The organism is Jannaschia formosa (genome assembly GCF_003340555.1).
In the GTDB taxonomy this organism is placed as follows: Bacteria; Pseudomonadota; Alphaproteobacteria; order Rhodobacterales; family Rhodobacteraceae; genus Jannaschia; species Jannaschia formosa.
Window position 1 is genome coordinate 151,543 of the sequence record NZ_QPLJ01000001.1, and the last position, 13,339, is coordinate 164,881.

Consider the following 13,339-nt stretch of genomic DNA (forward strand, 5'->3'; position numbering starts at 1 on the left):
TCGGACGGTTTCGCAGCGCCATCGCACCCGCCTCGGCCTTCGTCCACCTCCAGCCGGAACGCCTCCATCCGCGCCTCTGTCGGCACGACCTGATGCAGCCCCCCTAGCGATGCCATGATCTGCTGCACCGTGGAGGCAAGCCCCGCCATGGACCTACCCCGCCGCGCGCAAGCGTCGCCTAGCGCTCCTTCGACGCCCGCGTGTCGGGCTCATCGAGCCGGGCGGCGCCGGGAAGGAACCCTTCCGCGTCGCCGAGGAACAGGCCAACCCGCCGCAGCCGCGGGACCGAGTCGCAGACCACCTTGACCACGATAAGCATCGGAACGGCCACGACCATTCCCATCACCGACCAGATCCAGGCGAAGAAGGCGACGGCCAGGAACACCGCCACGACGTTGAGGCGCAGGCGCTGACCGACCAGCGTCGGGGTGACGAACTGCCCCTCGAAAGAGGTCAGGGCGTAGTAGGTCAGGAACACCAGGATCGCCGACCAGACCGTTCCGAACTCGACGAAGGCAATCACGCCGACGACCAGCGCACCCACGACCGCGCCCACGAAGGGAACGAAGTTGAGCGCCATCGCCATCGCGCCGATCATGATCGGCGTCGGCAGGCCGCAGATCCACATCGCGGTTCCGATCGCGACGCCGAGCCCCGCATTGATCAGCGTGATCGCGCCCAGGTAGTTGCCCAGCCGCGCCTCGATGGTGCGGATGGTCATGACGGTCTGGCGCTTGTCCTCGAACCGGCGGGCCACCTGCACGGCCTTCTGGATGAACAGGTCCCCGGACGCCACGAGGAAGTAGAGCAGGACCACCGACAGCACGATCTGGCTGAGCAGGCCGGGAGCCAGCGTCACGACCGAGCCGCCGAGCCCCGGGCCCTCGTTGACGACCTCGACGGCGACCGGCGGCGCCTCGCCATCGGACGTCTGCGCCTCGCGCATCGCCTCGTTCGTGGCGTCGGCGGCCCGTGCGAAGGGCTCGAGCAGCCCGCCGGGTCCCTGCAGCTCGGCCAGGCCCTCCTCGATGAGCGAGGGGATGTCGGTGACGAAGGCATACATCGGATCGGCCAGCGCCAACCCGCCCAGCACCAGCAAGGCGCCGAGCAGGATCGTGAACAGCGCCGCCGATACGCCGTCGGGAATGCCAAGGCGCGCAAGCCAGCGGCGCGGCGCGTTCAGCAGGAAGTAGCCCAGCACCGACGCCGTGATCGGGACCAGGATGTCCGAGGCGAAGATGAGCGCATGCACCACCGCCAGCCAGAACATGCCCCAGATCGGGAAGGACAGCCGCGTCAGCCGCCCGACCAGCTTCGCGGTCGGGTCGTCGTATTCGCGGGTGGGGTCGGGGAGATGCCGGGGTGCCGCCGCCGGGGCGTCACTGTCGCGCGGAACCGAGCTCATCTGCCTTCACGGCCCCTCTCTGACCCATGGGCTCCGGCCGACCGGTGGTCGTGTCCCGGGCGGTCTGTGCCTCCAGCTCCGAATTCACCTCGGCGCCGATCAGGATGACGTAGGCGGAAAGCCACATCCAGGTCAGCAGCACGATCACGCCCGCGAGCGAGCCGAAGGTCTCGTTGTAGCTCGCGAAGTTCGAGACATAGAGCGAGAAGCCCACCGACATGATCAGCCACAGCACCAGCGCCAGCAGCGCCCCGGGCGTAAGCCAGGCGAGCCGCGCCCCGTCGCGATCCGGCCCGAAGCGATAGAGCAGCGCGAGCCCTGCAAGAAACAGCAGCGCGAGCGGCAGGAAGCGCGTCCAGGCGATCAGCGTCTCGATCCAGGGGGTGAAGGCGAACATCTCGAGCACGATCGGCAGCGCGACGATCAGCACGGCGGCGACAAGCACACCTAGGATCATGCCCAGGGTCAGCACCAGGGTCAGCAGCTTCAGCTTCACGAACCCCCGTTCCTCCGTCTCGTCATAGGCGACGTTCAGCCCTTCGATCAACGACCCGACCCCGGCCGAGGCCGACCAGAGCGCCAGCGCCACGCCGAGGATCAGCCCCAGCGTCAGACCGCCGGTCTGCGAGCCGGCAACGGCGGTGGCCTGGTCCAGCAGGATCGTCGCCACGTCCTCGGGCACGACCGAGGACACCCCGTCGAGCGCCGAGACGACCTCGTCCGGCGCGAGCGCAAGCCCGGCGATGGACATCAGCGCGGTGATCGCGGGGAACACGGCGAGCAGCCCGTAGAAGGCGCATCCGGCGGCGACAAGGCCGACATGGTCGGCCGTGAGCTCATCCTTCACGCGCCAGAGGACGTCCTTCAGGCCCTCGGCGGGAATCTCGGTGGGCCGGGTGGCATGACGGCCGCGGCCGGGCTGTCGCTCGGCACGCGTCTGTGGTCGGTCGTCTCGATGGCGGTCGGCGCGGTCCATGCGATCCTCAGGCTCACGGGTCTGTTATCGAACGCTCAGAAGCGGCCGTTGTTCCGCCTCTTTCGAGTCCTCGAAATGGGCGCGCAGCAGCGCGACGTTGCGCCGGTTGGCCTTCAGCCAGACGTCGAGCAGGTCGCCCAGAAGCGGCACCGAGCCGACAGCCCAGTCGAGCCCGGAATTCAGCGCCATCCGCCCCAGAAGCGCGGGCGGGGCGCCCATGCGCTGCGCCTCGAGCAGGATGTAGCCGGCAGGCCCGAGTGTCGCCACGTCGCCCAGCCCGGGCACGAGGCCGATGATCGAATCCCAGCCGAAGCGGATCCGCGTCCCGGGGATGCGGAAGCGGCTGTCCATGCCGGCGGCGAGGCGCTCCAGCCGGTCGAGACGGGCGGCGATGCTGGACGCCCTGGGATCGTTCACGGAAGTCATGGCGAGAAGACGCGCGAGGCGGCCCGGCGGTTCCGCCGCCCGGATCGCGCCCGTCGCGGGCGCTCGGGGGCGAAACGGGGATCGTCCGGCATATCGTCCGGACCGGGATGGGGAGCTGCCCCGACACCGGAAAACCCGATACCCGGCCGCCGGGCGCGCGGCGGTCGACCGCCGCGTCATCGCCGGTCGACCGGCGATCCGCCTGCGCCTATGGTCGCGCGAGCCAGAGAGGAGAGAACGGACATGAAGGACCAGGTCGCCATCGTCACCGGCGGCGCGCAGGGCATCGGGCTGGCGGTCGTCACGCGGCTTCTGGCCGAGGGCGTGCGCGTCGCCTCCTGGGACATGAACCCGCAGCGGAACGCGGAGGCCGCCGCAGAGGGCGTCCTGCCCGTCACCTGCGACGTCGCCGACTACGCCTCCGTCGAGGCGGCGCTCGCCCGCACGCTCGAGGCGCTGGACCCGCCGCAGATCCTGGTGAATTCGGCGGGGATCGCGGGGCCGAACATGCCTGTCGCGGACTACGGGCTGGAGGACTGGGCGCGGATCGTGGCCGTCAACCTGACCGGCACCTTCCACGTCAACCGCGCCGTCGTTCCGGGGATGCGTGCGCAGGGCTACGGGCGCATCCTTAACATCGCCTCGGTCGCAGGCAAGGAGGGCAATCCGAACGCCTGCGCCTATTCCGCCTCCAAGGCGGGGGTGATCGGCTTCACCAAGTCGCTCGGCAAGGAACTGGCGGACATGGACATCGCCGTGAACTGCGTGACCCCTGCCGCCGCGCGCACGCCGATCTTCGACCAGATGAGCCAGGAGCATATCGACTACATGCTCTCGAAGATCCCGCGGGGGCGGTTCCTCGAGGTCGAGGAGGCCGCGGAGATGATCGTCTGGGCCGTCTCGCCCGCCAATTCCTTCACCACCGGCGCGGTCTTCGACCTGTCCGGGGGGCGCGCGACATATTGACGGAGGGGGCCTCCGGCGAGGATCCGAGGGAACTCCGTCGCAGATGTCTGCGGCGAGATGTCCCGGCAGGCGCCTCGAAGGCGCCGCCGGACCGTGGTGCGGGGCAACGATACGGGGCCTGAGGGACGCTGCCCCGCGTCGCCCGCTCGCGGCCATCGCGGGAGATCCCGACCCGGCGGGATCGTCAGGCGCCCCGGCGAAACGGGTCTCGCCGCGGCTTGCCATGCAGCCGGGGCGCGCGCCGGGCGAGGCTGCGGGACCGCCCCCCCTTTCGCCCCCTCTCCCCCCTCGCCTATAGGTCGACCGAGGCAAGGGAGCGCAGAATGCCGACCAGGGACACCGAGAGCCGCAAGCTGCTGCGGCGCCTGCAGGCCGTCATGGCCGAAGCGGCCCAGGGGCAGGAGCGGCTGGACCGGATCGTGGATCTGGTCGCGACCTCGATGGGGACCGAAGTCTGCTCCATCTATCTGCACCGCGACGCGGCCACGCTGGAGCTGTGCGCGACGCACGGCCTGAAGCCCGAGGCCGTCCACGTCACCCGGATGCGCGTCGGCGAGGGGCTCGTCGGCCGGGTGGCGCGGTCGCGCCGGGCGATCAACACCCCGGATGCGCCGTCGACCAAGGGGTTCCGCTACATGCCGGAGACCGGGGAGGAGGTCTTTTCCTCCTTCCTCGGCGTCCCCGTCCAGCGCCTCGGCGAACGGCTGGGCGTGCTGGTCGTGCAATCGAAGGACGCGCGGAACTACTCCGAGGACGAGATCTACGCGCTGGAAGTCGTGGCCATGGTCCTGGCCGAGATGACCGAGCTCGGCGCCTTCGTCGGCGAGGGCGAGGCCCTGCGCCCGCGCCACCGCGAGCAGGTGCTGATCCGCGGCATCACCGGGCAGGAAGGCTCGGCCGAAGGCATCGTGCACCTGCACGACCAGCGCGTCGTCATCACGAATCCGGTGGCCGAGGATCCCGAGCAGGAGAAGGCGCGCCTGACCGAGGCGATCGAGAAGATGCGCCTCTCGGTCGACCGCATGCTCTCGGATGTCGGCGCCGACCGCGAGCAGGCCGAGGTCATCGAGGCCTTCCGGATGTTCGCCTATTCCCGGTCCTGGCTGCGCCGGATGGAGGACGACATCGACGCCGGCCTGACCGCCGAGGCGGCCGTCGAGAAGGAGCAGACGGCGGCGCGCACCCGCATGGCCGGCGCCGACCCCTATCTGCGCGACCGGCTGGCCGATCTGGACGACCTGTCGAACCGGCTGCTCCGGATGCTGACCGGCCAGGGCCGGGCGACCAGCGCCGTGCCCGACGGGGCGGTGCTGGTGGCGCGCAACATCGGACCCGGAGAGCTTCTGGAATACGGGCGCCGCCTGAAGGGCGTCGTGCTGGAGAACGGGGCCGTCGGCAGCCACGCGGCCATCGTCGCACGCGCCTGGGCGATCCCCCTGGTGCTGCAGGCGACCGGCATCACCACCGAGGCGCTGTCGGGCGACGCGATCCTGGTCGACGGGGACCAGGGGGTCGTCCACCTGCGCCCCGACGAGGCGGTGCGCGCGGCCTTCGCCGACAAGCTCGCCATGCAGGCCGAGGCGCAGAAGCGCTATGCCTCGATCCGCGACCGCGCCTGCGTCACCGCCGACGGCCACCGGATCGAGCTGATGATGAACGCGGGGCTGATCGCCGACCTGCCCTCGCTGCCCTCCTCGGGGGCCGAGGGGGTGGGGCTGTTCCGAACCGAGCTTCAGTTCCTGACCCGCAACAAGGTGCCCAAGCGGGCGGAACTCGCCGCGCTCTATGCCCGGGTGATGGACGCCGCGGGCGGCAAGCCGGTGACCTTCCGGACCCTCGACATCGGGTCGGACAAGGTGCTGCCCTACATGAAGCGGCAGGACGAGCCGAACCCGGCGCTGGGCTGGCGCGCGATCCGTGTCGGGCTCGACAAGGGCGGCGTGATGCGGATGCAGCTCCAGGCGCTGATCCGGGCCGCGAATGGGCGGCCGCTGACGGTGATGTTCCCCTTCATCGCCCAGATGGAGGAGTTCCTGGCCGCGCGCGGCTTCGTCCATCGCGAGATCCACCGCGAGAAGTCGCTGGGCCATCCGCTGCCCTCGGAGCTGAAGATCGGCGCCATGCTGGAGACGCCTTCGATGGCCTTCAGCCCCCGCAGGTTCTTCGAGGAGGCGGACTTCATCTCGATCGGCGGCAACGACCTCAAGCAGTTCTTCTTCGCTGCCGACCGCGAGAACGAGCGTGTGCGGCGGCGCTACGACACGCTCAACGTCTCGTTCCTGTCGCTGATCGAGCAGATCGTCAATCGCTGCGCCGAGACCGGGACCCCGGTCAGCTTCTGCGGCGAGGATGCGGGACGGCCGGTGGAGGCGCTGTGCTTCGCGGCGATGGGCCTGCGCTGCCTGTCGATGCGCCCTGCCTCGATTGGCCCGGTGAAGCATATCCTGCTGCGATCGAACCTGGCCGAGGTGAAGGCCGTCATCGCCGAAGCGCGGGAATCGGGCGAGCAGACCGTGCGCCCCGCGGTCATGGAGTATCTTCGGCGGCGCTAGGCCGACGTCCCGTCAGCGCCGCTTCGGCTTCGTCACCGCCCGCACCATTTTGCCGAACGCCTTGTCGCGGCGGCGCCGCTCGGCGAGATCGGCGGTGTTATGCGCGTCCTCGGCTGCAAGCTTGCGCCAGCGAGCCAGCCGGGCCTGGTCCAGATCGCCTGCCTCGACCGCGGCGCGGACGGCGCAGCCCGGCTCCCGGTCATGGGTGCAGTCGCGGAAGCGGCACGCGGCGGCAAGGTCCGAGATGTCGGCGAAGACCTCGTCGATGCCGTCGGCCGCATCGGTCAGTTGCAGCTCGCGCATGCCCGGCGTGTCGACAACGGCGCAGCCGCCGGGGATCAGGTGCAACTCGCGCCGCGTGGTCGTGTGACGGCCCCGCGCATCGTCCTCGCGGATCGCGCCGGTGGCGGCCGTCTCCGTCCCCATCAGCGCGTTGAGCAGGGTGGACTTGCCCACCCCCGAGGTACCGAGGAAGGCCACCGTGCGGCCGGGGCCGCACCAGGGACGCAGCGCCTCGCGCGCTTCGGGTGCGCGGGCATCGACGGTGAGGACGGGGACCAGGGGCGAGATCGCCTCGGCCTCGCGCCGGAAGGCGTCCGCGTCCGGGGCGAGGTCGGGCTTGGTGAGAACGATCACCGGGTCGCAGCCCGCCTCGAAGGCGAGGGCCAGGAAGCGCTCCAGCCGGGCGACGTTGAAATCCGCATTGCAGGAAGTGGTGACGAAGACGGTGTCGACATTGGCCGCGACCAGCTGGACCCCGCGATCCCGCCCCGGCGCGCGGCGGCGGATCAGCGAGCGGCGGTCGAGCGGCGGCGCCCCGGCGCCGAGCAGCAGCCAGTCGCCCACCGTCACCTCCGCATCGGGCGGAAGCGTGACCGGCCCGCCCTCGCCCAGCACGTCGAGTCCCGAGCGATGGACCCGCACCACGCGGACAGGCGGGGTCTCGGTCAACGCGTCGGCGTCGATCTGGGCTGCGAAATGCGGATGCCACCCGAGGGCGGCGAGGCTGGGGGCGTCCATGCGGGGGCTCCGGACCGGATGGCTCCGGCATGCCAGAGCGGCCCGGCTGCGCCAAGCGCTATCGCTCCACCTCGTGGGCAAGGCGCAGCCGGGCGGTGACCTCATGGCGGGCCGCCTCGCGCTGGCTGCGCAGCGCCGTGCGCACGAAGTCGAGATGCGCCTCGACCGCCGCGCGCGCGGCTCCGGCATCGCGCGCCTGCAGCCCGGCGTCGATGGCGCGGTGCTGGTCGAGCAGCAGGTCGCGCGTGTCGCGGTGGTTGAACATCACCGAACGGTTGTAGAACACGCCCTCGCGCAGCAGGTCCATCATCGCCCGCATCATGTGGAGCATGATGACGTTGTGGCTCGCCTCGATGATCGCCATGTGAAAATCGGCGTCGAGCGCGGCCTCCTCGGTCGGGTCGCGCTTGAGATGCGCGGCCTCCATTTTGCGCAGCAGGGTGTGGATGACCGCGAGATCGGTCTCGGACCCCTGGGTCGCCGCGCGGGCGGCGGCGAGCCCCTCCAGATCGCGGCGGAAGGCGATGTAGTCGTCGAGCGCGTCCTCCTGCGAGGCGAAGAGCCGGATCAGCGCAGGCGAGAAGGCCGAGCCGAGCACGTCGGCCACGAAGATCCCCGCCCCCGCGCGCGACGCCAGAAGCCCGCGCGCCTGCAGCTCGGCCACGGCCTCGCGCAGCGAGGGGCGAGAGACGCCCAGCCGCTCGGCAAGCTCCCGCTCGGGCGGCAGGCGCTCTCCGGGGCGGAGGATGCCATGCAGGATCAGCCGCTCGATCTGGCGGACGACGGCAGAGGCGAGCTTTTCCGACTGGATGCGTGTGAATGGCATGCGCGGCGTCCCCTGTTGGTAAGATAATATGACCAACTGGGGCGGGCCGCCAGTCCCGACAACCGGGGCGAGGCCGGACCCGCGGGGGCGGGTCCGGCCGATGGATCAGCGGTTCGGCGTGATGACGATCTCGACGCGGCGGTTCTGCTGTTTGCCGGCGGCGGTGTTGTTGGTCGCGATCGGCTGGCTCTCGCCCCGGCCGATGGCCTGCACGCGGGAGGCGGGCACGCCGGTCTCGAGCAGGACGCCTGCCACCGTGCGCGCGCGGCGCTCGGAGAGGTCCTGGTTGTAGGCGGCCGAGCCGTCGCTGTCGGTATGGCCGATGACCTGGACGGTCGTGTTCGGATACTGCTGCAGGTTGCGGCCCAGGGCACGCAGGTCGCCCTGCAGGTCGGCGCGCAGGTTCGCGCTGTCGGTGGCGAACAGGATGTCCTGCGGCATCGTGACGATCAGCTGCGAGCCGGTGTTCTCGATGAGGATCCGGTCGTCGCCGAGCTGCGCGCGCAGGTCGGCGGCCTGCCGGTCGAGCTGGTTGCCCACGGCCGCGCCGACGCCTGCGCCCACGGCGGCGCCGATCAGGGTGGAGCGGGTGTCACGGTCGCCGGTGGCATTGCCGATGGCCGCGCCGGCGAGGCCGCCGATGATGGCGCCGTTGGCGGTGCGGTTGGGCTCCCCGGTCGTGGGCTGGGTGACGCAGCCGGCGAGCACGAGGGCTGCGGCGAGAAGCGGGGTCTTTGCAAGAACGGTCATGACAGTCTTTCCAGTTTTGTTCGGCCACAGGCCCGGCAGGGCGCGCGACAGCTGCGATGGCTATGAGCCTAGATCCGAAAACAGGCAATGCGAGAGGCACGTTATCCGATAGCCGCGCAACGGATCGCCGAAACCGGGCTCAGTCCCGGACGGCGACCTCGATCAGGTTGCCGTCGGGATCGCGCAGATAGAGCGAGGTGATCGGCCCCTGCGCCCCGGTGCGTGGGACCGGCCCGGCCTCGACCGTCTCGCCGCGCGCGGCGAGATGCGCCAGCCAGTCGTCCAGCGGCATGTCGGTCAGGAAGCACAGGTCGGCCGTGCCGGGCCCGGGATGCAGCGCATGGGGCCGGAACTCCGCCCCCGCGCGGTGCAGGTTGATCTTCTGGCGGCCGAAGGTTAGCGCAGTGCGGGTGGTGCCATCCGCGGCCCCGAAGGTCTCGACGCCGCAGCCGAGCGTGGCGGAGTACCACTCCGCCGTGGCGCCGATATCCGCGACCGTCAGCACGAGATGGTCGAGCGCGGTAATCTTCATCTTGGCCTCCGGCCCGGGCGCGGGCATCCTGCCGCCATGTCGCAAGCCCCCTTCCCGCCCGTCAAGGACATGCTCGACCCGGCCCGCGCCGCCGCCTGCGCCGCAGTGCTGGGCCGGGACATGCCGCGCGCCGCCCTCCCCCCGTTCTGGCATCACCTGCATTTCTGGGACGTCCGCCCTCCGGACGAGCTGGGCCGCGATGGCCACATCCGCACCGGGACCGGCGGCATCCCCGACCTGGGCCTGCCGCGCCGCATGTGGGCGGGCGGCAGGCTGGACTGGCTCGCGCCGCTCATGCTCGGGCAGGAAGCCGAGAAACGCACTACGCTGGCGTCGGCCGAGCGGAAGGAGGGCCGGTCCGGCCCGCTCGGCCTCGTCACGCTCGAGCACGAGATCCGGCAGGGCGGCAGGCTCTGCCTGCGGGAGCGGCAGGACCTCGTTTATCGCCCCGACCCCGCGCCCGACGATCCGAGGCCCGCCCCGCGGGAGGCCGGGACCGCGCCGGTCGAGGAAGCGCGCGCCTTCCCGCCCCTGACCCTCGTCCGCTACTCGGCCCTGACGATGAACGCCCACCGCATCCACTGGGACGAGACCTATGCCCGCGAGGTCGAGGGCCATGCCGGGCTCGTCGTCCACGGCCCGTTGCTGGCCGAGGGGCTCATCGACCTCGCCACCCGCCATCTGGGCTCGCTCGCATCCTTCGAGTACCGCGCCACCGCTCCCGCCGTCGCCGGGGAGACGGTGACCTTCTGCCTCGACGGCCCGCGCGCCTTCGTCCGGGGCGAGGACGGCCGGCTTTGCATGACCGCCACGGCAGCCACTGCCTGAAGCCCACTTCTCGTGGCTCCAAATACTCCGGGGGAGCGAGCCTGCGAGCGGGGGCGGAGCCCCCGGGGGGTCCGGGGGGCGCAGCCCCCCGGCGGGTCGGACCGCCGCCAGGCGGTCCGAAGCCCCTACACCCCCGCCGCCACGATCGCGTCCGCCAGCACCGGCACCGTCGCCCGGTTCAGCCCCGCGATGTTCATCCGCGAATCGCCGACCATGTAGATCCCGTGGTCGCGCCGCATCGCCTCCACCTGCTCGGGGGTGGCGCCAAGGCGCGAGAACATGCCGCGATGCGCCGCGAGGAAACCGAACCGGTCCGAGCCCAGCCGGTCCCGCAGCGCGTGGGCCAGCTGCTCGCGCAGCGCCAGCATGCCGAGCCGCACCTCCTCCAGCTCCGCCTCCCAGTCGGTGCGCAGCCCGTCGTCGGCCAGGATCTCCGTGACCACCCGCGCCCCGTGATCCGGCGGGAACGAAAAATTGACCCGGTTCAGCGTCGCCATCGCGCCCTGGGTCACGCCAAGCGCCTCGGCCGAGGGCGCGAGCGCCATCAGAAGGCCCGTCCGTTCCCGGTAGATGCCGAAATTCTTCGAGCAGGATGCGGCGACCAGCGCCTCGGGCACCGCCTCGGCCACGATCCGGGTGCCCTGCGCGTCCGCCTCGAGGCCGTCGCCGAAGCCCTGATAGGCGATGTCGATGAACGGCACCGCGCCGGTCCGGGCCAGCAGATCCGCCACGTCCCGCCACTGGTCCGGCGTCAGGTTGGCCCCGGTCGGGTTGTGGCAGCAGCCATGCAGCACCACCGCGTCGCCCGGCGCGGCCTGGGCCAGGTCGGCCATAAGCCCGTCGAAATCGACGCCCCCCGTCTCGGAGTCGAAATAGCGGTAGGTCTTCGTCTCGATGCCCAGATATGCCGCGATGGCCGGGTGGTTGGGCCAGGTCGGGTCCGACAGCCAGACCCGTGCCTCGGGCGCGGCCATGCGGATCAGCTCCAGCCCCTGCCGGATCGCGCCCGTCCCGCCGGGCGTGGCGACGGCGGCCAGCCGGTCGCGGGGCGCGCCGGGCCCGAGGATCAGCGCCGACAGCGCCTCGGCGAAGGCCGGATCGCCGGCGAGGCCGGTATAGGTCTTGGTGTCCTGCGTCTCGACCAGCCGGCGCTCGGCGGCCTTCACGGCGCGCATCACGGGCGTCAGCCCCGTCGCGTCCTTGTAGACGCCGACGCCGAGGTCGATCTTGCCCTCGCGCGGATCGGCCTTGTAGGCCGACATCAGCGCCAGTATCTTGTCGGGAGCTTGCGGTTTGAGGTCGGTCAGCATTCAGGCGTCTCCGGTCGCGACCTTCAGGTCGGGATACATGCCCCATTCGGCCCAGGAACCGTCATAGAGCGCATGATCGCCATGCCCGATCCGGGCCAGGGCGAGGTTGAGGATGGCCGCCGTCACGCCGCTGCCGCAGCTGGTGACGATGGGGCGGTCGAGATCGACGCCCGCCGCCTCAAAGGCATCGCGCAGCGCGCCCGGCTCCTTCATCGTGCCGTCGTCGTTCAGCAATTGCCCGAACGGCAGGTTGCGCGAGCCGGGGATGTGGCCCGCGCGCAGGCCCGGGCGCGGCTCGGGCGCTTCGCCGCGGAAGCGGGCGGCGGCGCGGGCGTCGACGATCTGGGCGTGTCCCAGCTTGGCGGCCTGCGCGACCTCGGTGACGTCGCGCATCAGCCCGGGCTGGCGCGTCGCAGTCATGTGGCGGTCGCGGATCTGCGGCAGTTCGGCGGTGACGGGGCGCCCTTCGGCGCGCCATCTGGGCAGGCCGCCGTCGAGCACGGCGGCGCGCTGCCCGAACAGCCGGAACAGCCACCAGAGCCGCGCCGCCGAGAAGAGCCCCGCCCCGTCGTAGATCACCACCGTATGCCCGTCGCCCACGCCCAGCCGCCGCATCCGCGACAGGAACTTCTCCAGCGGCGGCGCCATGTGCGGCAGCGTGGAGCGGGCGTCGCTGACATCGTCCAGTGCGACGAAGCGGGCGCCAGGGATATGCGCCTCGGCGTATTCCGCGACCGGGTCCCGCCCCGCGTCGGGCAGGTACCAGGAGGCGTCGAGCACCCGCAGGTCCGGCGCGCCGAGCCGCGCGGCCAGCCATTCGCTCGAGACCAGTGTCGCCGGATCGTCGATCATCGCGCAGCCTCCGCCCGGTCCCGCCGCGGCGAAGGCCCGCGGCGGGCGCCCCATGCGCGGAGCCCGGAGCCGTGCCTGCACCTGCCGCGCGGCGCCCGGGTCATGCCTGCGCCCCCGCCCGGGCCAGCCGTCCGGCGAAGTCGTCGCGCCAGCTCGGATCGAGATCGTCCATCCGGGCCAGCTCCGCCACGACGTCGATCTCCGTCCTGCGGTCGAACAGCGCCGCCGCGGCGCGGCGCACCGTCCAGCCGGGATGCGGCCGGTCGAGCAGGGACATCCCGTCACCCTCGGCCACGACGCCCGCCTCGACCACGCGCAGATACCAGCCGGTGCGCAAGCTGTCGCGCATCCGCAGCACCATGTCCTCGACCCCGACATGGGCGGCCAGCTTCCAGCAGGGCTGCCGCCCCTGGCTCACCGCCACCGTGGCCGAGCCCATCCGCAGCACGTCGCCGATGCAGACGTCCTCCTCGGTCCAGTCCGGCAGCGAGACGTTCTCGCCGAAGCCCCCGGGCGCGAAGCGCGGGTTCGGGCCCAGTTCCCGCTCCCACGCAGGGTAGTGAGCAGCCGGGTAGACATGCACCGCCTTGCCCACGCCGCCATGGACGCGCAGGTCGGCCTGCGCGTCGCCGTCGAGCCCCGTCGCGCCGACGGCGACCGGGCCGCGGACGGCCCGCTTGCCGATGGCCGAGGGCGGCCTGCCGTTCCAGCGGTCTTCGACGCGCCCGATGAAGACGCCGGTGACGAGGGTGCTGTCGGCCATGCGGGGTCCTCCGGGACAGGGTCACCCCGGCTTATCCCCCGCGCGCCGCCCGCGCAACGCGGGGGCGGCGCGAAATCCGGACAAACGGGGTTGCCAGACCGGCCCCGCTCTTCTAGAGGGCGGCCTTCACACC

At 71.5% G+C, this 13,339-nt stretch carries 13 protein-coding genes; 3 read left to right on the forward strand and 10 right to left on the reverse strand.

Annotation, left to right across the window (positions count from 1 at the left end):
* Nucleotides 1-178: 178 nt before the first annotated feature.
* The 3 genes from DR046_RS00825 to DR046_RS00835 all read right to left on the reverse strand — a co-directional run bounded on the left by DR046_RS00825 (nt 179) and on the right by DR046_RS00835 (nt 2,807).
* The gene (locus tag DR046_RS00825; RefSeq protein WP_115378985.1) at nt 179-1,405 is read right to left on the reverse strand and encodes an AI-2E family transporter; all 1,227 of its coding nucleotides are present in this window, start codon (nt 1,403-1,405) and stop codon (nt 179-181) included.
* Complete coding sequence (locus DR046_RS00830; protein WP_245190744.1) at nt 1,380-2,252, reverse strand: YihY/virulence factor BrkB family protein; 873 nt, start codon at nt 2,250-2,252, stop codon at nt 1,380-1,382. The genes DR046_RS00825 and DR046_RS00830 overlap by 26 nt, the downstream gene beginning before the upstream one ends.
* A 153-nt stretch (nt 2,253-2,405) precedes the next feature.
* Nucleotides 2,406-2,807, reverse strand: a complete 402-nt coding sequence (locus DR046_RS00835) for a DUF4112 domain-containing protein (RefSeq protein ID WP_115378989.1) — start codon at nt 2,805-2,807, stop codon at nt 2,406-2,408.
* A gap of 243 nt (nt 2,808-3,050) precedes the next feature.
* Here DR046_RS00835 and DR046_RS00840 point away from each other — a divergent pair, with 243 nt between their 5' ends.
* The gene (locus DR046_RS00840; protein WP_115378991.1) at nt 3,051-3,773 is read left to right on the forward strand and encodes an SDR family NAD(P)-dependent oxidoreductase; all 723 of its coding nucleotides are present in this window, start codon (nt 3,051-3,053) and stop codon (nt 3,771-3,773) included.
* A 323-nt stretch (nt 3,774-4,096) separates the two neighbouring features.
* Nucleotides 4,097-6,325, forward strand: coding sequence for a phosphoenolpyruvate--protein phosphotransferase (ptsP, locus tag DR046_RS00845; RefSeq protein ID WP_115378993.1), 2,229 nt, complete (start codon nt 4,097-4,099; stop codon nt 6,323-6,325).
* Between the two features lie 12 nt (nt 6,326-6,337).
* Here the strand turns inward: ptsP and rsgA are convergent, their stop codons facing one another.
* The 4 genes from rsgA to DR046_RS00865 all read right to left on the reverse strand — a co-directional run bounded on the left by rsgA (nt 6,338) and on the right by DR046_RS00865 (nt 9,453).
* Nucleotides 6,338-7,345, reverse strand: a complete 1,008-nt coding sequence (rsgA, locus tag DR046_RS00850) for a ribosome small subunit-dependent GTPase A (protein WP_115378995.1) — start codon at nt 7,343-7,345, stop codon at nt 6,338-6,340.
* Between the two features lie 58 nt (nt 7,346-7,403).
* Complete coding sequence (locus DR046_RS00855) at nt 7,404-8,171, reverse strand: FadR/GntR family transcriptional regulator (RefSeq protein ID WP_115378997.1); 768 nt, start codon at nt 8,169-8,171, stop codon at nt 7,404-7,406.
* A gap of 105 nt (nt 8,172-8,276) precedes the next feature.
* Nucleotides 8,277-8,921: a YiaD family glycine zipper/OmpA-like lipoprotein gene (locus tag DR046_RS00860; protein WP_115378999.1), complete on the reverse strand. Its 645-nt coding sequence runs from the start codon at nt 8,919-8,921 to the stop codon at nt 8,277-8,279.
* A gap of 139 nt (nt 8,922-9,060) precedes the next feature.
* Nucleotides 9,061-9,453 (reverse strand): VOC family protein, encoded by a 393-nt coding sequence (locus tag DR046_RS00865; RefSeq protein ID WP_115379698.1) that lies wholly within the window; start codon nt 9,451-9,453, stop codon nt 9,061-9,063.
* A 36-nt stretch (nt 9,454-9,489) separates the two neighbouring features.
* On the opposite strand from DR046_RS00865, the gene DR046_RS00870 reads away from it, so the two are divergent.
* Nucleotides 9,490-10,281, forward strand: coding sequence for an HTD2 family dehydratase (locus tag DR046_RS00870; protein WP_115379002.1), 792 nt, complete (start codon nt 9,490-9,492; stop codon nt 10,279-10,281).
* 125 nt (nt 10,282-10,406) lie between these two features.
* Here the strand turns inward: DR046_RS00870 and DR046_RS00875 are convergent, their stop codons facing one another.
* The 3 genes from DR046_RS00875 to DR046_RS00885 form a co-directional block, all read right to left on the reverse strand.
* A complete protein-coding gene (locus DR046_RS00875) occupies nt 10,407-11,591 on the reverse strand; it encodes an amino acid aminotransferase (protein WP_115379004.1) in 1,185 nt (394 codons plus the stop codon).
* Nucleotides 11,592-12,443 (reverse strand): 3-mercaptopyruvate sulfurtransferase, encoded by an 852-nt coding sequence (gene sseA, locus DR046_RS00880; protein ID WP_115379006.1) that lies wholly within the window; start codon nt 12,441-12,443, stop codon nt 11,592-11,594.
* Nucleotides 12,444-12,543: 100 nt separating this feature from the next.
* On the reverse strand, nt 12,544-13,206 hold the full coding sequence (locus tag DR046_RS00885; protein WP_115379008.1) for an MOSC domain-containing protein: 663 nt from the start codon (nt 13,204-13,206) through the stop codon (nt 12,544-12,546).
* Between the last annotated feature and the right edge of the window lie 133 nt (nt 13,207-13,339).